Source organism: Actinomycetota bacterium (assembly GCA_016700055.1).
Taxonomy (GTDB): Bacteria; Actinomycetota; Acidimicrobiia; order Acidimicrobiales; family Ilumatobacteraceae; genus Kalu-18.
This window is the reverse complement of record CP064997.1, coordinates 2,514,016-2,532,051: the sequence shown is the minus strand read 5'-3', so window position 1 is coordinate 2,532,051 and position 18,036 is coordinate 2,514,016. Positions and strand designations below refer to the sequence as shown.

The 18,036-nt window shown below is 71.2% G+C and carries 14 protein-coding genes; 11 read left to right on the top strand and 3 right to left on the bottom strand.

The genetic code is table 11. The features are described from left to right. Nucleotides 1-14: 14 nt before the first annotated feature. From mfd to IPM43_12200, 6 genes are all read left to right on the top strand, one after another. Nucleotides 15-3,458, top strand: coding sequence for a transcription-repair coupling factor (mfd, locus tag IPM43_12225; GenBank protein QQS24171.1), 3,444 nt, complete (start codon nucleotides 15-17; stop codon nucleotides 3,456-3,458). A gap of 11 nt (nucleotides 3,459-3,469) precedes the next feature. Continuing rightward, a complete protein-coding gene (locus IPM43_12220) occupies nucleotides 3,470-4,405 on the top strand; it encodes a hypothetical protein (protein QQS24170.1) in 936 nt (311 codons plus the stop codon). Then, nucleotides 4,402-5,754, top strand: coding sequence for a MazG family protein (locus IPM43_12215; protein ID QQS24169.1), 1,353 nt, complete (start codon nucleotides 4,402-4,404; stop codon nucleotides 5,752-5,754). Before IPM43_12220 ends, IPM43_12215 begins: the two co-directional genes overlap by 4 nt. Nucleotides 5,755-5,819: 65 nt before the next feature. Next, entirely contained in the window at nucleotides 5,820-7,115 is a 1,296-nt protein-coding gene (gene eno, locus IPM43_12210) for a phosphopyruvate hydratase (GenBank protein QQS24168.1), read from the top strand. A 52-nt stretch (nucleotides 7,116-7,167) separates the two neighbouring features. Beyond that, nucleotides 7,168-7,638 carry a septum formation initiator family protein gene (locus tag IPM43_12205; protein QQS24167.1) on the top strand — a complete coding sequence of 157 codons (471 nt, stop codon included), beginning with the start codon at nucleotides 7,168-7,170 and terminating at the stop codon, nucleotides 7,636-7,638. Between the two features lie 53 nt (nucleotides 7,639-7,691). Beyond that, complete coding sequence (locus IPM43_12200) at nucleotides 7,692-9,992, top strand: xanthine dehydrogenase family protein molybdopterin-binding subunit (protein ID QQS24166.1); 2,301 nt, start codon at nucleotides 7,692-7,694, stop codon at nucleotides 9,990-9,992. Here IPM43_12200 and IPM43_12195 read toward each other — a convergent pair. After that, nucleotides 9,989-11,257 carry a DUF2088 domain-containing protein gene (locus IPM43_12195; protein QQS24165.1) on the bottom strand — a complete coding sequence of 423 codons (1,269 nt, stop codon included), beginning with the start codon at nucleotides 11,255-11,257 and terminating at the stop codon, nucleotides 9,989-9,991. The two genes, IPM43_12200 and IPM43_12195, sit on opposite strands and share 4 nt — an antisense overlap. A gap of 70 nt (nucleotides 11,258-11,327) precedes the next feature. On the opposite strand from IPM43_12195, the gene IPM43_12190 reads away from it, so the two are divergent. From IPM43_12190 to IPM43_12170, 5 genes are read left to right on the top strand one after another with little or no spacing between them, the layout of a single operon-like run. Then, entirely contained in the window at nucleotides 11,328-11,846 is a 519-nt protein-coding gene (locus IPM43_12190) for a (2Fe-2S)-binding protein (protein QQS24164.1), read from the top strand. A 34-nt stretch (nucleotides 11,847-11,880) separates the two neighbouring features. Further along, on the top strand, nucleotides 11,881-14,274 hold the full coding sequence (locus tag IPM43_12185; GenBank protein ID QQS24163.1) for a xanthine dehydrogenase family protein molybdopterin-binding subunit: 2,394 nt from the start codon (nucleotides 11,881-11,883) through the stop codon (nucleotides 14,272-14,274). Further along, complete coding sequence (locus IPM43_12180) at nucleotides 14,271-15,095, top strand: xanthine dehydrogenase family protein subunit M (GenBank protein QQS24162.1); 825 nt, start codon at nucleotides 14,271-14,273, stop codon at nucleotides 15,093-15,095. The genes IPM43_12185 and IPM43_12180 overlap by 4 nt, the downstream gene beginning before the upstream one ends. Nucleotides 15,096-15,117: 22 nt before the next feature. Then, a complete protein-coding gene (locus IPM43_12175; GenBank protein ID QQS24161.1) occupies nucleotides 15,118-16,131 on the top strand; it encodes a phosphatase PAP2 family protein in 1,014 nt (337 codons plus the stop codon). After that, nucleotides 16,128-16,616 carry a hypothetical protein gene (locus IPM43_12170; protein QQS24160.1) on the top strand — a complete coding sequence of 163 codons (489 nt, stop codon included), beginning with the start codon at nucleotides 16,128-16,130 and terminating at the stop codon, nucleotides 16,614-16,616. Before IPM43_12175 ends, IPM43_12170 begins: the two co-directional genes overlap by 4 nt. Here the strand turns inward: IPM43_12170 and IPM43_12165 are convergent. Together IPM43_12165 and IPM43_12160 are read right to left on the bottom strand one after the other, a co-directional pair. Next, a complete protein-coding gene (locus tag IPM43_12165; GenBank protein ID QQS24159.1) occupies nucleotides 16,598-17,344 on the bottom strand; it encodes an SDR family oxidoreductase in 747 nt (248 codons plus the stop codon). The two genes, IPM43_12170 and IPM43_12165, sit on opposite strands and share 19 nt — an antisense overlap. Before the next feature lie 22 nt (nucleotides 17,345-17,366). Next, entirely contained in the window at nucleotides 17,367-17,993 is a 627-nt protein-coding gene (locus IPM43_12160) for a DsbA family protein (GenBank protein ID QQS24158.1), read from the bottom strand. Nucleotides 17,994-18,036 lie beyond the last annotated feature (43 nt).

Below are 18,036 nucleotides of genomic sequence, written 5' to 3'. Positions count from 1 at the left end.
CCTCGTCCCGGCCGATGTCGTCGCCGTCGCCCTCGCTCGCCCAGCTGGCCTCGTTGCCGCCGCTGCTGCGCGACGACCCCGCCCTCGCCTCGCTGTTCGGCGTCGCCGACGCGGTGCTCGCCGTGGCCGAGCCCGCGCGCGCGACCGCCGTCGCCGCCCTCGCCTCCCTCTCCGGCCGACGCCCGCTCGTCGTCGCTTGCCCGACCGGCACGATGGCCGGTCAGCTCACCGACGATCTGGCCCAGCTCCTGCCCGCCGGTGAGGCACTGCTCTTCCCCGCGTGGGAGACCTTGCCGTTCGAGCGGGTCAGCCCGAGCGTCGAGACGATGGGTCGCCGGCTGGAGGTGCTGTGGCGCCTCCGCGACCCCGCGCGCACACCGATGGTGGTCGTCGCCGGTGTTCGGGCGCTGCTCCAGCGCCTCGGCCCGGGCGCCGTCGACGTCAGCCCGATCACGGTCCACGCCGGCGGTGTGCTCGACCCCGACGACCTGCTGGCACGCCTCGTGGCCTGCGGCTACCGCCGTGAGGAGCTCGTCGAGCACCGCGGCGAGGTCGCCCGACGCGGCGCGATCGTCGACGTGTTCCCCTCCACCGCCGACGCCCCGGTGCGCATCGACCTGTGGGGCGACGAGGTTGACCGGCTGACCACGTTCAGCGTCAACGACCAACGATCGGATCGCGACCTCGAAGAGGTGGAGATCTTCCCGGCGCGCGAACTGCTCTCGTCCACCGCGATGCGTGAGCGTGCGGCCGCACTGGTCGGGACCGAACCCTGGGGCCGCGAGCACTGGGAGCGTCTGGCGGAAGGGGCGATCTTCGACGGCATGGAGAGCTGGACGCCATGGCTCTCCCCCGACGTGACGCTGCTCACCGACGTGCTCCCGGCGACGGCCAAGGTGGTGCTGGTCGAGCCGCGGCGGATGCGCGACCGTGCCCACGACCTGCTCGCCGAGGAGGACGACCTCGCCCGCGCGCTCGCCTCCACCTGGGCGCGCGACGCCGACAAGGAGTTCCCGCGGCTGCACGCCGAAGCCGACCGCCTGCTCGCCGGGTGCGGTCCCACCTGGAGCCTCGTCCCCGTGGCGGACAGCCCCGACACCGCGGTGCTCGAGTCCACCGGGTGGGGGCCGGTGGTCGGCGACGGCCAGGCGCTGACCGAGCGCCTGAAGGGGCTGCTGCGCGACCGCTACCGCGTCGTGGTCGCCGCCGACGGCGAAGGCTCCGCCCAGCGAATCGCGCAGCTGTTGCTCGACCACGATCTCGACTTCACCATCGTCGCCAGCCCCGCCGGGGGGGCCGTGCCCGACCTGACCCGGCCAGGCGGCGCGATCGTGGTCGCGCCGCTGCACCGCGGGTGCACGATCCCGTCGTCACGCCTCGCGCTGATCGCCGAGTCGGATCTCACCGGCCGCCGGCGGGCGCACCGCACTCCCCGACCCCGCAAACGCGAGGGCCTCGGCTTCTTCGAGGACCTGAAGCCGGGCAACTTCGTGGTGCACCACCAGCACGGCGTCGGCCGCTACGAGGGAATGGTCAAGCGCACGATCGGGGGTGTCGAGCGTGACTACCTGCTGCTCGCGTACAAAGGCGGCGACAAGCTGTACGTGCCCTCCGACCAGATCGACGCCGTCCGCCATTACGTGGGCGGCGAGTCACCGGCGCTGCACCGCCTCGGCGGGGCCGACTTCGCGAAGGCCAAGGGGAAGGTGCGCAGCGCGGTGCGTGAGGTCGCGCACGAGCTCGTCGTCCTCTACCAGAAGCGGGTCCACGCCCCCGGTCACGCGTTCGCCGGTGACACGCCGTGGCAGCACGAGATGGAAGACGCCTTCCCGTTCATCGAGACGCCCGACCAGCGGCGCGCGATCGACGACGTCAAGTCCGACATGGAGCGCCCCCACCCGATGGACCGCCTGATCTGCGGAGACGTCGGCTTCGGCAAGACCGAGGTCGCCGTGCGCGCCGCCTTCAAGGCCATCATGGCGGGCAAGCAGGTGGCCGTGCTCGTGCCCACCACGTTGCTCGCCACCCAGCACGGCAACACGTTCGCCGACCGCTTCGCCGGCTACCCGATCCGGGTGGAGGTGCTCTCGCGCTTTCTCACCCAGGCACAGGCGCGAGACGTGGTTGCGGGGCTCGCGTCCGGCGCTGTCGACTGCGTCATCGGCACCCACCGCCTGCTCTCCGAGGCGGTGTCCTTCAAGGACCTCGGCCTGCTCGTCGTCGACGAGGAGCAGCGCTTCGGTGTCCAGCACAAGGAGCTCGTCAAGCAGCTGAAGACGAACGTCGACGTGCTCACCATGTCTGCCACACCGATCCCCCGCACACTGGAGATGAGCCTCGTCGGCATCCGCGACCTCTCCCTGCTGCAGACGCCGCCCGCCGACCGCCAGCCGATTCTCACCTACGTCGGCGAGTACGACGAGCGGGTGGCCGTCGAAGCGATCCGGCGGGAGCTGCTGCGTGAAGGGCAGGTGTTCTGGGTGCACAACCGTGTGCAGTCGATCGACACCTGTGCCTCCCGGCTGCGTGAGCTCGTCCCCGAGGCGCGCATCGCCGTCGCCCACGGCCAGATGGACGAGGGCAGCCTGGAGCAGGTCGTGGTCGACTTCTGGGAGGGCCACTTCGACGTGCTCGTCTGCACGACGATCATCGAGAGCGGCATCGACATGCCCACCGTCAACACGCTCGTCGTCGAGCGCGCCGACCTGCTCGGCCTCGGCCAGATGCACCAGCTCCGCGGGCGTGTGGGGCGCAGCGGCCAGCGCGCGTACGCGTACTTGTTCCACCCCCGCGACCGCACGCTGACCGAAGAGGCATACGAGCGCCTGCGCACGATCGGCGAATCGACCGATCTCGGCAGCGGCTTCAAGATCGCGATGCGCGACCTCGAGATCCGCGGCGCGGGCAACCTGCTCGGCCAGGCCCAGAGCGGGCACATCGCCGCCGTCGGCTACGACCTCTACTGCCAGATGGTCACCGAGGCGGTCGCGGAGATGAAGGGCGAAGAGGTGCGTGAGCCGGCCGAGATCAAGCTCGACCTGCCGACCGACGCCTACCTGCCGGCCGACTACGTGACGAAGGAGGAGCTGCGCCTGGAGGCCTACCGGCGGCTGGCCGCGGTCACCACCGATGCCGAGGTGGACGACATCCGGTCCGAGTGGGAGGACCGCTACGGTCCGGTGCCCGGCCCGGCCGAGGCGCTGCTCGCCGTCGGGCGCCTGCGCGCCGAGTGCCACCGCCTCGGTCTGCGCGACCTGTCGATCGCCTCTGACCAGGCCAGGCTGGCCCCGCTCGAGCTGAAGGTCAGCGAGACCCTGCGTCTGCGGCGCCTGGTGCGCGACGCGATCTACAAGGAGGACCAGCGTCAGCTCGTCGTCCCCCTGCGCCGGGGCGCCGACCCCGCGACGTTCCTCGTCGGTTTGCTGCGCGAACTGATCCCACCCGCGTCGGGACAGTAGGTTCGCGGGCCGTGACCGCTCGCCGTCGCCCCGTCAACTCGCGCTCGCTCGCGGCCGCAGCTGCGCTCGCTGTGGGGCTCTCCGCCGCCTCCGCGTGCTCCTCGGTGTCGAACGACGCCGCCCGCGTGGGTGACCACTCGCTCGCCACGAGCGACTTCGAGCAGGTGCTCGCCGACGTCGGCGACGTGACCGAGAGCGTGCTGATGCCGTCGGGCCAGTTCAGCGCCGCGAGCGCCCGTGAGCTCTTGTCGGGCTGGATCACCACGCAGGTGCTGCGCGACGACCTGTCCGCCAGGGGCATCGAGGTGACCGACGAAGACCGCGCCGCAGTCGAGGAGGAGCTCACCGCCGACCCCGGCTGGGAAGCCGCGTCGCCGGAGGTGAAGGAGTTCTTCGTCGAGGTCAACAGCGTGCAAGAGGTGTTCAACCGCGAGACCGGAGCCTCCGACGAAGAGCTCGCCGAGATATACGCCGGCGGCCCGGAGGCGTCCGGCATCGTCTGCGTGCGCGCGCTCGTCGTGACCACCGAGGAAGAGGCCCTCGCCGCGCTCGCGCGCATCGAGGGTGGCGAGGCGTTCGGCGACGTCGCCACCGAGCTGTCGCTCGACCAATCCACGGCCGCGGCCGGCGGTGTGCTCTCCGACCCGAGCACCGGGCTGGAGTGCCTCACCTGGGACGCGTTCTCGACGGGGGTCATCGCCGACATCGTGACGCCGATCGGCCCGGCCACAGCCGGCGAACTGGTCGGCCCGATCGCGATCGAAGGGGCATCGGTACTGGTGCAGGTGCGCCCGTTCGACGAGGTCGCCGAGACGGTGCGCACGATGAGCGGCGGGACGGCCGCGCTCGACGCCCAGGCCAAGCTGCTGCTCGCCGCCGAACCGTTCGTCGCCACGCGGTTCGGCCGATGGGATCGCACGACCGGCGCCGTGGTGGGGCTCGGTTGACCAAGCCTCGGGTCGTCGTCGTCGGGCTCGGCCCCGGCGGACCCGAGTACGTCACGAACGACACGCTCGCCCACGTCGAGGCCGTCCGACACCGCTACCTCCGCACGGCGCTGCACCCGAGCGCCGTCGTGGTCCCCGGAGCCACCTCGTTCGACCACTTCTACGAGTCCGCGGCATCGTTCGCCGAGGTCTACGAGCGGATCACCGACGAGCTCGTCGCGGCAGCGCGCGAGCACGGTGAGGTGCTGTACGCCGTGCCGGGTTCGCCGCTCGTGTTGGAGCGCACCGTGCGTCGTTTGCTCGACCAAGCCGGCCGCACGGACGAGACGCCCGTGGAGATCGAGGTACGGCCGGCGATGTCGTTCCTCGACGTCGTCTGGGCACGACTCGGCGTCGACCCGGTCGAGGTCGGCGTTCGCCTGGTCGACGGCCACACCTTCGCCACCTCGGCTGCCGGTGACACCGGACCGCTGCTGGTGGCCCACTGCCACGCGAACTGGGTGCTGTCCGAGGTGAAGCTCGCGGTCGAGGACGCGAGCGGCGACGAGCCGGTGGTGATCCTGCAGCGCCTCGGCACCGCCACCGAGGCGATCGTGGAGACGACATGGGCGGAGCTGGACCGCACCGTGATCGCCGACCATCTGACCTCGGTGTACGTACCGGAGCTGGCGGCACCCGTGGCGAGAGAACTGGAGCGCTTCCACCAGCTCGCCCGCACCCTGCGCGAGCGCTGCCCGTGGGACCGCGTGCAGACCCATCGCTCACTCGTCCCCTACCTGCTGGAGGAGACGTACGAGGTGGTCGATGCGCTCGGCGCGCTCGGCACCGGCGAGGCGTCGGCCGACGACGCGTTGGTGGAAGAGCTCGGCGACCTGCTGTACCAGATCGAGTTCCACGCCACGATCGCCGAGCAAGAGGGGCGGTTCACGATGGCCGACGTCGCGCGGGGCATCCACGACAAGCTCGTGCGCCGTCACCCCCACGTGTTCGCCGAGGGGGGCGAGGCAGGCGACGCCGACGCCGACACGGTCGTGGCGACGTGGGACGAGATCAAGCGCGCCGAGCGCGCCGAGCGGGGCGGGGAGCACTCTGTGTTCGACGGCGTGCCGCGCGCGCTCCCCTCGCTCGCCTATGCGTCGGCGGTATTGAAGCGGGCGGCGAAGGCTGGCCACGCGGCGGTGGAGAGCGAGCCCGGCCAGGCCGGAATCGACGACATCGGCGCCGAGCTGTGGGCGCTCGTCGTCGAGGCACGCCGGCGAGGGGTCGACGCCGAAGTGCTCCTGCGCGAGGTCGCCAACTCGTTCCGCGGCCAGGTCGAAGCCGCGGCCGCGCGCCGCGCCGGCGGCTGAGCACCGCTCACTCGGCCCGGAGCGGGCTGGGGAGGATTCCTCCGGACTCAGTAGTTTCGACGACCATGAGCGAGATCGTGCAGGTCGTCGGCCGGGAGATCCTCGATTCGCGTGGCAACCCCACCGTCGAGGTCGAGATCGAGCTGGCCTCGGGTGCCGTCGGACGTGCGGCGGTGCCGTCGGGCGCGAGCACCGGCGAGCACGAGGCCGTCGAGCTGCGCGACGGCGGGGACCGCTACGACGGCAAGGGAGTGCGCACCGCCGTCGGTTTCGTAAACGGCGAGATCGCCGACTCCCTCGACGGTCTCGACGCCCTCGACCAGCGCCTCGTCGACGCGATGCTGGTCGATCTGGACGGCACCGACTCGAAGGCCCGGCTCGGCGCGAACGCGATCCTCGGAGTGAGCCTGGCCGTGGCCAAGGCGGCCGCCGACGAGCTCGACATGCCGCTCTATCGCTACGTCGGCGGGCCGAACGCGCACGTCCTGCCGGTGCCGATGATGAACGTGATCAACGGTGGCGCGCACGCCGACAACAACGTCGACCTGCAGGAGTTCATGGTGATGCCGATCGGCGCGCCGAGCTTCTCGGAGGCCCTGCGCTGGGGAGCGCAGACGTACCAAGCGCTGAAGCGGCTCCTGCATGCGCGCGGTCTGGCGACGGCCGTCGGCGACGAAGGCGGTTTCGCTCCTAACCTCGCGTCCAACGAGGAGGCAGTGCGCGTCCTCGTCGAGGCGATCGAGTCGGCCGGCTTCGTGCCCGGGACCGAGATCGCCATCGCCCTCGACCCGGCGATGAGCGAGCTCTACCGCGACGGCGCCTACCACCTGGACGGCGAGGGCAAGGTGCTCTCCGCCGCCGAGATGGTCGCCTACTGGTCACGCCTGCTCGACGCGTACCCGATCGTGTCCATCGAAGACGGCATGGCCGAGGACGACTGGGCCGGGTGGGAAGCGCTGACGGTGGCCGTCGGGCACCGCGTGCAGCTCGTCGGCGACGACCTGTTCGTCACGAACGCCGCCCGCCTGCAGATGGGGATCGACCGCCGGGTCGCGAACAGCGTGCTCGTCAAGGTGAACCAGATCGGGACTCTGACCGAGACCTTGGAGACGGTCGAGCTCGCCACGCGCCACGCCTACACCAGCGTGATGAGCCACCGCAGCGGCGAGACCGAGGACGCGACGATCGCCGACCTGGCCGTGGCCACCAACTGCGGCCAGATCAAGACCGGCGCACCCGCCCGCAGTGATCGCGTCGCCAAGTACAACCAGCTCCTGCGCATCGAAGAGCACCTCGGCGAGGCAGCCGCGTACCGCGGCCGCAGCGCGCTCGCCCCCCGCCGGTCCGCCGCGCAGCGGTAGTGCGCCGACTCAGTGCCACCACTCGATGCCGCCGAGACGCGACAATGCCGACGTGAGCAGCGGGACCCGCACCACGAGCATCCCGCGCCCGTCGAAGCCGACGCGCCGTAGCGGCGGGGCCGCCGACGCGGGCGCGCGCAGCTTCATCCAGCGCCGGCCGTCGCGCGTGGTGATGGGCACCATCGCTCTCGCCATCGTGTTCGCCCTTGCCGCCGCGCTGCTCCTGCTGCCACTGCGCGACTGGCTCAGGCAGCGAGACGACCTGGCCGAGCGGAGCGCCGAGCTGGTCACGCTGGAGCAGGCCACTGCCCGCCTGGCCGAGGACGTCGCGCGCCTCCAGACACCCGAGGGCATCGAAGACGCCGCCCGCGAAGAGCTCGGCTACGTAGAGCAGGGCGAGCAGCGCCTGGCGGTGGTCGAGGTGCCGTCGGGGTCCACCGATCTCCCCGAGGGCTGGCCCTACAGCCTGGTGGAGCAGATCATCGCCGCCCGCCGAGGCGCCCCGGCAACGACGACGCCGTAGGCGGTGACTAGTCTCCGCCGGGTCCGCGACGCCTGAAGGGGAGCGATCCGAACGTGACTGGTGGCAGCATCCTCGGCAACCGTGTGCTCCGCAAGGAGGACCCCAAGTTCCTCACCGCCGGCGGGCGCTACATCGACGACATGCGCGACGAACCGCTGCTCGCCGGCGCCGCGTACGTCACCTACGTGCGCTCGACCGTCGCCCACGGGCGGGTGCTGTCGATCGACGTGAGCGCCGCCGCGCAGATGCCAGGAGTGATCGGGGTCTTCACCGCCGCCGACCTCGGGCTGCAACCGGTGGCCGCGACGTTCAATCCGATGGTCGCGCGCACCTACCTCGCGAGCGACAAGGTCCGCTACGTCGGTGAACCGCTCGCCGCCGTCGTGCACGAGCAGCCCGACCAGGGCGAGGACGCGGCCGAGGCCGTGATCGTCGACTACGACGTGCTCGAGGCCCACGTCGACATGGAAGCCGCGCTCGCGTCCGACACGCTCATCTTCGAAGCGGCCGGCTCCAACGCGGTGTTCGACACCACCGCGCTCGGCATGCCCGACAACACCGGCGACGCGTTCTTCGAGGGCTGCGACGTGGTGGTGAAGGGCCGCTTCGTCAACCAGCGCGTCGCCCCCTGCCCGCTCGAGGTGCGCGGCTCTTCGGTGGCGTGGGTGGACGGGCGGCTGTACCAGTGGATCTCCACCCAGCACGCGCAGGGCCTGAAGGACTCGATCGTCGCTGCGAACGGGATCACGGCCGAGCAGCTACGGGTGATCACCCCCGACGTCGGCGGCGGCTTCGGCGCGAAGATCGGGACGTACCCCGAAGAGGTGCTGCTCGGGCGGTTGGCGAAAGAGGTCGGCCGGCCGCTGCACTGGCGGGAGACCCGCAGCGAGAGCATGGTCGCCCTCGGCCACGGACGCGGCCAAATCCAGTACATCGCGATCGGCGGAACCCGCGACGGCGTCGTCCAGGCGTACCAGATGAACGTGCTCCAAGACGGCGGCGCGTTCGTCGAGATGGGCACGATCCTCGCCCCGTTCATGACCCGCCCGATGGCGAGCGGAGTCTACGCGATCCCGAAGATCGAGTGCCGCACCACCTCGGTGCTGACGAACACCACCCCGATCGTCGCCTACCGCGGCGCCGGGCGCCCGGAGGCGACGGCGGCGATCGAACGGGCGATGGACATGTTCGCCGCGGAGATCGGCCTCGACCCGGTCGACGTCCGCCGCAAGAACCTGATCCCCGCGTTCGCCGAGCCGTACACCACCGCGTCGGGGCAGACGTACGACGTCGGCGACTACGAAGCCGCGCTCGACAAGGTGCTCGCCGCTGCGGACTACACCTCGCTGCGGGCCGAGCAGCAACGGCGCCGCGCCGCCGGCGACGTGCGCCAGCTCGGCATCGGGGTGAGCGTCTACGTGGAGATCACCGGCGGCGTGCCACCCTTCGGCGACGACGCGACGATCGAGGTCTCCGACAGCGGACGCGCCGTCGTCTACACCGGCACCTCGCCGCACGGGCAGGGACACGTCACGGCGTGGAGCATGCTGGCCCACGAGCAGACCGGCATCCCGATGGACCAGATCGACGTCGTCTGGGGCGACACCGACATCGTCCCCGTCGGCGGCGGCACGATGGGTTCACGTTCCCTCCAGCAGGGCGGCGCCGCGGTCCACCAGGCAGCGATCGAGCTCGTCGAGAAGGCGAAGGAGGTCGCTTCACGCCTGCTCGAGGCCGACGTCGCCGACGTCGAGCTCGACACCGAGCGCGCCGTGTTCCACGTTTCGGGGACCCCGGCTGTGGCGAAGTCGTGGGCCGACCTCGCGGTGGCATCGAGGGCCGACGGCGGCCAACTCGGTGTCACCACCACGTTCGCGGCGGCGATGCCGACGTTCCCGTTCGGCGCCCACGTAGCCGTCGTCGAGGTCGACACGGAGACCGGCGCGGTGACCCACATCCGCCACGTCGCGTGCGACGACGCCGGCCGGGTGCTCAACCCGATGCTGCTCGAAGGCCAGATCCACGGCGGCGTGGCGCAGGGCGTGGCCCAGGCGCTGCTCGAAGAGGTGCGTTACGACGAGGACGGCAACCCGATCACGTCGAACCTCGCCGACTACTCGATGATCTCGGCCGCCGAACTGCCCTCGGTCGAGGTCATCCACATGGAGACGCCGACGTTCGTCAACCCGCTCGGGGCCAAGGGCATCGGCGAATCGGGCACGATCGGTTCCACGCCTGCCGTGCAGTCCGCGGTCGTCGACGCCGTGGCCCACCTCGGCGTGCGCCACATCGACATGCCGGCCACCGCCGAGCGGGTGTGGACGGCGATCGCCGCCGCTAGGTCGGCCGGCTAGACGAGCCGCGCGCCTGCAGGGAGCTCGCCGAGCAGCGCCTCGGACACCGAGCAGCGGGTGAGGTGCAAGGTGGAGCGGATGCGCACCACCCGCTTCGGTTCGTCGAGCGCGCGACCACACATCGCGAGCGCAGCCTTGATGCAGGCGTCTTCGTCTGGGAGCACCATCGGCATCCGTGCCCGCCGGATGCCCGACGGCCCGGCGGTGAAGCTGTTCACGTAGGTCTTCTGCCAGTCGATGGCGTTCGCCACCGATAACGGGATGAAATCGGCGAAGCCGATGCCGAGCACGTTCCCCGCGGTCACGTCCGTAAGGCCGAGCAGCACGATGGTGGCCACGCGGGGACGGTCGAGGTCGTCGAGCCCGGCCACCCAGAAGCGACCGGTGACGTTCGGGTCGATCGTCGTCCCCGAGATGTCCTTGCCGCCGCGTTCGACGACGAGCACGTCGATCTCGTCGAACGGCAGCGGCGGGACGAGCTCGCGCGCCCGCTCGGTGAGCGCGACCTCGGACGCGCCCCCGACCTCGTCGGCGCGCAGGGCGCGCACCTCGACCACCGCCCCCGAAGCGGACTCGACGGACGCGACACCGCCGAGCAGGCGGCCGGTGGCCCGCAGGGCGGCGATGCCGTCGAGCAGCCGTTCACGCATCTCGACCGGCCCGCAGGAGTGGATCTGCGCCGCGCCCGGCTGCTTGCCGAAGCCGACGACGGCCATCTTCGTGCACCCACTCTCGATCGGCCCCTTGAAGCAGGTGTGCGGCTTGATGCGGTTCACCGGCAGGATCCGGTCGGCGCCGGCGGCGTCACGGTCGAGGTAGAGCGGCATCCCCGCCGCCGTGCGGGCGACCTCGACGGTCTCCATCGTCGAGCGGATCGCGCAGCCGAGCGCACCCTCGTCCATCCCGAGCGACGCGAGCATCGCCCGCTGTCCGTCGGCGGTGGCGCCACCGTGTGAGCCCATCGCCGGCACCACGAACGGATCCGCCCCGAGAGCACGCAGCCCGTCGATGGCGCCGCGCAGCAGGGCCACGCGGTCGGTGAAGCCGCGGCTGCCGCCTCCGACGGCCACGGTCATCCCCGGCTGCACGCTGCCGGCGAGGCGCCCGACAACTTCGGCGCGCGCCGCCGCCTCCACGTCGGCGACCGGCGCCGGCTCCGGGACGCTGAGCTCGACGTCGAACATGCGGGGGATCGCCAAGCCGGCCGGGAACGCCAGCTCGACCCCACGCGCCAACTGCTCCCAGGGGCCTTCCTCGGCGGCCATCCCGCCATGTTCCCACGCCGTTCGTGCCACCACCTCGGCCCGGTGCGCCGCCCCTCGTGGATGAGGCATGATGGGGCCCTGCGTCGCCGGGGCGGCGCAGCCAGGCCACGAGCGATCCAGGGGGACCATCGTGCAGATCACAGTCACCGTCAACGGCGTCACCAGCAGCCACGACGTCGAACCCCGCACCTTGCTGGTGCACTACATCCGCGAGCACCTCGGGCTGACCGGCACCAACATCGGGTGCGACACGTCGTCTTGCGGGGCGTGCACCGTGCACGTCGACGGCAGGTCGGTGAAGAGCTGCACGATGCTCGCGGTGCAAGCCGACGGGGCCGAGATCAAGACGATCGAGGGGCTTGCCTCCGAGGACGGCACGCTGCACCCGATGCAGCAGGCCTTCATGGAGAACCACGGGCTGCAGTGCGGGTACTGCACCCCGGGCATGGTGATGGCGGCGGTCAGCCTGCTCGAAGAGCAGCCGAACCCCTCCGAGCGCGACGTGCGCCTCGGGCTCGAAGGCAACCTGTGCCGGTGCACCGGTTACCACAACATCGTGCAGGCGGTGCTCGCCTGCGCCGCGAAGTGACCGACCCGCGAACGAACGAAGGGGGCTGCCCCCAATGACCGACGTCCAAGCGTTGCCGACCGCGGTCCTCGGCCAGCGAAGGCTGCGCCGCGAGGATCCGGCCCTGCTCACCGGCGAGGCGCAGTTCACCGGTGACCTCAACATCCCCGGGGCGCTGCACCTCGCCGTGCTGCGCAGCCCGTACGCCCATGCGCGGATCACCTCGGTCGACGTCAGCGGCGCGCTCGCCATGCCCGGAGTCGTCGCCGCCTACTCCGGCGCCGACCTCACCGGCGAGTGGGCGGCGCCGATGCCGTGTGCCTGGCCGGTCACCGACGACATGAACAACCCCGCGCACTACCCGCTCGCCGTGGCCAAGGCCACGTACGTCGGCGACGGCGTCGCGTGCGTGCTGGCCAAGAGCGACGCCGAGGCCCACGACGCCCTCGAAGCGATCACCGTCGAGTACGAACCGCTTCCGGCCGTGATCGACCTGGAAGACGCGCTGTCCGACCGCGTCGTCGTCCACGACGAGCTCGGCACGAACAAGAGCTACACGTGGAACCTGCTCGTCGAGGAGCACGAGGGCGCCGTCGCCGAGGCCTTCGCCCGCGCCGCTCACACCGTCAGCGAGCGTTACGTGCAGCAGCGGCTGATCCCGATGGCGATGGAGCCGCGCGCCGTCGTGTCGGTGCCCCAGCCCTTCGGTGGCGACACCACCCTCTACTCCAGCACGCAGGTGCCGCACATCTTGAAGGTGATGACCGCGATCACCCTCGGCATCCCCGAACACCAGATGCGCGTCGCCGCTCCGTCGGTCGGCGGGGGCTTTGGCTCCAAGCTCAACGTCTACGCCGAGGAACTGCTGTGCGTCGCGCTCTCCCGCAAGCACAAGGTGCCGGTGCGCTGGACGGAGGGCCGCACCGAGAACACGCAGGCGACGATCCAGGGCCGCGGCCAGATCCAGCACATCGAGCTCGCGGCCGACGCCGACGGCAAGCTCACCGCGGTGCGCGTCCGGCTCCTCGCTGACATGGGTGCCTACCTGCAGCTCGTCACGCCCGGGATCCCCCTGCTCGGGGCGTTCCTGTACGCCGGCGTGTACGACCTGCCACTCGCCTACGACTTCAGCTGCACGTCGGTGTTCACCACGATGACGCCGACCGACGCGTACCGGGGCGCCGGGCGCCCCGAGGCCACCTACGCGATCGAGCGGGCGATGGACGCGCTGGCCGCCAAGATCGGCGTCGACCCGCTGGAGCTGCGCCGGCGCAACTTCATCCCGCCCGAGTCCTATCCGTACACGGCCTTCAGCGGGCTGGAGTACGACTCCGCCGACCACGACGCCGCGGCCACGAAGGCTGCCTCGATCGCCGGCTACGAAGAGGTACGGGCACGCCAGCTCACGCAGAACGTCCCAGAGTCCACCAAGCGGCTCGGCATCGGCGTCAGCACGTACTTCGAGATGTGCGGTCTCGCCCCGAGCCGAGTGCTCGCGTCGCTCAACTACTCCGCCGGCGGGTGGGAGGCGGCGACGGTGCGCGTGCTGCCGACCAGCAAGGTGCAAGTAGTCACCGGAACCGCGCCGCACGGCCAGGGCCACGAGACCTCGTGGAGCATGATCGTGGCCGACAAGCTCGGCATCGACCCCGACGACGTCGACGTGCTGCACAGCGACACCGCCATCGCACCGCTCGGGCTCGACACCTACGGCTCACGCTCCCTGCCCGTCGGCGGGGTGGCGATCGCGATGGCGTGCGACAAGGTGATCGACAAGGCCAAGCAGATCGCCGCCCACCAACTGGAGTGCGCAGACGAAGACCTCGAGTACCGCGGCGGCGCTTTCACGGTGCGCGGCACGCCCGAGCGCTCGATGCCACTGGCCGCGGTCGCCTTCGAGGCGTTCACCGCGCACAACCTGCCCGAGGGCGTCGAGCCGAACCTCGAGGCGCAGGTCACCTACGACCCACCGAACTTCTCGTGGCCGTTCGGGAGCCACATCTGCGTGGTCGAGGTCGACACCGAGACAGGGGCGGTGGACCTGCTGAAGTACGTCGCCGTCGACGACTGCGGGGTCCAGGTCAACCCGCTGATCGTCGACGGTCAGGTTCACGGCGGCGTCGTCCAGGGCATCGCGCAGGCGCTCTTCGAAGAGGCCGTCTACGACGAGGACGGCAACCTCAAGACCTCGACGATGGCCGAGTACCTGATGCCGGCCGCGAGCGAGGTCCCTTCGATCACCCTCGACCACACGATCACGCCCTCGCCGACCAACCAGCTCGGCGTGAAGGGCATCGGTGAGGCGGGCACGATCGGAGCCGCGCCGGCCGTGCTGAACGCCATCGTCGACGCCTTGCGCGACCTCGGTGTGCACGACGTGCCGATGCCCGCGTCCCCGCAGAACGTCTGGAAAGCCATCAACAGTGCCGCGCCAGGAGGTAGCCAGTGATCCCCGCCCCTTTCGACTACGTACGCGCATCGTCGGCAGAGGAGGCCATCCGCCTCGTCGGCGAGCACGGTGACGAGGCCAAGTTGCTCGCCGGCGGCCACAGCCTGCTGCCGCTCATGAAGCTGCGCCTCGCGCAACCGAGCGTGCTCGTCGACATCGGGCGCATCGCCGACCTGTCCTACATCCGCGACGGCGGCGACCACGTCGCGATCGGCGCCCTCACCTGCCACATGGACGTGGAGCGCTCCGAGTTGCTCCACGAGCACGTGCCGCTGCTCAGCCACGCGGCGGGCCACGTCGGCGACCCTCAGGTGCGCCACCGGGGCACGATCGGCGGCTCGATCGCCCACGCCGACCCGGCGTCGGACCTGCCGGCGACCACGCTCGCCCTCCGCGCGACGTACGTCGCCCAAGGCCCGAACGGCACCCGTGAGATCGCCGCCCACGACTTCTACCAGGGCTTCTTGGAGTCTGCGCTCGCCGCCGACGAGATGCTCACCGAGATCCGGGTGCCGAAGATGGCCGGTGCAGGCTGGAGCTTCCAGAAGTTCAACCGCCGCGCCCAGGACTGGGCGATCGTCGGGGTGGCCGCATGGCGGCGCAACGGCGACTCCGGCGTGGCGCTCGTCAACATGGGCTCCACGCCGGTGCTCGCCACCAGCGTCAGCACGGCGCTGGCCGGTGGAGCGTCGATCACCGACGCCGCCGAGCAGGCAGCGGCCGAAGCAGAGCCTCAGGCCGACCTCAACGCGAGCGTCGAGTTCCGCCAGCACCTCGCCAAAGTGCTCGTGCGCCGCGCGCTCGAAGCCGCCAGCAGCTGAACGGAGGGTAGCGTCGCGGGCCGTGCGTGGCCCCTCGATCGCCGACAGCGCCGAGGGCGCCGCCCCGCCGCTGGTCCTCGACGACCTCGCGCCTGACGACCCCTGGCGGCAGGTGCGCTGGGCGCTGCTCGCGGTGTTCGCGGTCGTGTTCGTCTGGAGCGTCTGGGTGAACGGGCTGCCCGTGGCCCGGTTGGCGGTACTCGGGTGGGTCGCGGGGGCGTTCGTCGTCGGCAACGTCGGCCGGCCGTTGCACCGCCAGCAGCGGATGGTGACCGACCTCGTGCTCTACGCGGTGATGTGGCTCGCCTACGACTACAGCCGGGGCATGGCCGACAGCTTCGACTTCCCGCTGCAGGTGGAGGCGCCGATGCTGGTCGACCGGGTGCTGTTCCTCGGCACCGACCCCACCGTCTGGCTCCAGCGTCAGCTCTACTCGGCCCAGCACGTCCGCTGGTACGACGTCGCCGGGTCGGTCGTGTACTTCACCCACTTCTTCTTGCCCGTCGCCGCGTCGGTGTTCCTCTGGGTCCGGTACCGGCCCGAATGGCTGCGCTACATCCGCCGCTTCGCCACGGTGCTGTTCGCCGGCGTCGCCACCTACGTCGTCTTGCCCACCGCACCGCCGTGGATGGCCGCCAGCCGAGAGCTGCACTACCAGATCCTCGATCCCCTCGCCCGGCCGACGGGGCGGGGCTGGGGTGAGCTCGGGCTGTCGACGGTCAGCAGCGTGCTGATCCGGGGCCAGGAGTGGTCCAACGCGACGGCGGCGATGCCGTCGCTGCATGCCGCTTTCGCGCTGTTCGTCGTGGTCTTCTTCTGGCCGTTCGTGCAGAGCAGGCCGCTGAAGGCGCTGATGGCTCTGTTCCCGCTCGCGATGACGTTCTCGCTGGTGTACTTCGCCGAGCACTACGTGATCGACGCGCTGGCCGGCTTCGCCTACGTCGCAGTTTCGTTCTGGGCGTGGGGCAAATGGGAGCAGCGCCGCCGTGACCGTGCGTGCAACACGGCGCTCGACGCTCTCGGGGCGCAGCGATGAAGATCCGCCGTGCTGAGGTGGTCGTCGACGCTGCCGCGCTCGTCTGCGCCCTCGACCACCACGACCCGGCCCACACGAGCATGCTCTCCGAGCTCGTCGCCCTGCTCGAGCGGATGCGCGCCGGCGAGGTGATCCTGGTCAGCCACAGCGCGGCCGCGACGGCAGCCAACGTGGAGCTGCGCGGCCGCGGATACGGCCCCTCGGCCTACGACCGAGTGCACGCGGTGGTGTCGGCGCTCGACGTCGAGACGCTGCACCGCGACCTGCTCGACGACGCCGAGGCCGTACGCCGCGCAGCCGCCGACCTCGGTGTCGAGCTGACCCCGCTTCAGGCGATCACGGTCGAGATCGCCAGGCGCCGGGGCACGACGACGGTGCTGTCCACCGACGCGGTGTACACCGCGCTCGGGCTCACGCTGCTGCCCGCCGGCGGCGAGGCGGCGCCGCTGGCCGATCGGCTGGCGAACTACAGCAACCCGGCGTAGTAGCCGCCGTCGACGTGCAGCTGCACACCGGTGACGAACCGCGCCTGCTCGCTGCACAAGAAGGCCACCACCGCACCGAAGTCCGCCGGGTCGCCGAGCTTGCCGGCAGGGATGCCGAGCGCCGCGGCGTCCGGTCGGCCGCCGTAGAGGTCGTTCATGCGGTCGGTCGCGTGGAGACCGGGCTGCACGGAGTTGACGGTGACCCCGTCCCCGGCCACCTCGCGGGCGAGCGTCTTCAAGAAGCCGGTGACCCCGGAGCGAGCGGTGTTGGAGAGGATCAGGTTGGGCATCGGCTGGCGGACGGCGACCGACGTGATCGCCACGACGCGGCCCCAACCACGTTCCTGCATCGGCGGCACCGCCGCCTTGCACATCGCGACCACCGACAGCAGGTTCAGCGCCAACGCCGGCGGATAGGCCTCGACGGCCGTCGAGGTGAACGTCCCCGCCGGCGGCCCGCCGGCGTTCGTGACGAGGACGTCGACGTGACCGAGCGCCTCGACCGCTGCCGCCACGAGCCGCGCCCCGCCGTCGGCGTCGGAGACGTCGGCGACGAGGGGGATGCACCCGGCCCCGATGCGGCCGGCGGCTGCTTCGATCCGCTGGCGATCCCGCCCGCAGATCGCCACGGTCACGCCCTCGGCAGCCAGCGCGGCGGCCGACGCGAAGCCGAGCCCCGCCGACGCGGCGGCGACGACAGCCGTCCTCGACCCGATTCCCAGCTCCATCGGCGCGACGGTAGCGCCGCGTTCACGCGAAGCAGGTCGACAGCAGCTCGGCCATCGCGTGCTCGTCGACGCGGACCTGCAGATGGTGCTGCGCGTCGCGGGAGATGTCGAGCACTGGGCAGAACAGCGACTCACCCTGCACGAAGAAGTGCGGCGACCCCGTGACCCCCATCTCTTGGCCGAGCAGCCACTCGGCGCGGGCGGCATCGACCGAGTCGGGCAGGTCCAGGCCGTGCTCGGTGGCCACGGCACGGAGCACTTCGGGGTCGGCCACGTCGCGGCCGTGCTCGAACACCAGTCGGCGCAGTTCCATCGCGACCCGCTCGCCGGTGGGCAGCCCGGCGTCGTAGGCCGCGCAGGTGAGCGCCAGCGCAGGCAGCGTCGTTCCGGGGAACTGCGCCGCGTCGAACCCACCGAAGAGATCGGGAGCGACCTGGCGGACCAGCTCGTCGGCCTCTTCGCCGACCAAGGCGGCGTCGAGCGGCTTGCCGTTGACGAGCTCCAGGGGCCATGCCCGGACGTGCAGCGCGACGTCCTCGCGGCGGAGCCGTGCCCGGTGTTCGAGCAAGCGGGTGAGGCCGACGTAGGCGAACGGGCACACGACGTCGGCGAACACGACGACGGGAGCGGGAGCGGACCGGCTCGGCATGGTGCCAGTCTCGCAGCATGAGGCGCGTCCTTCATGGGTAGCC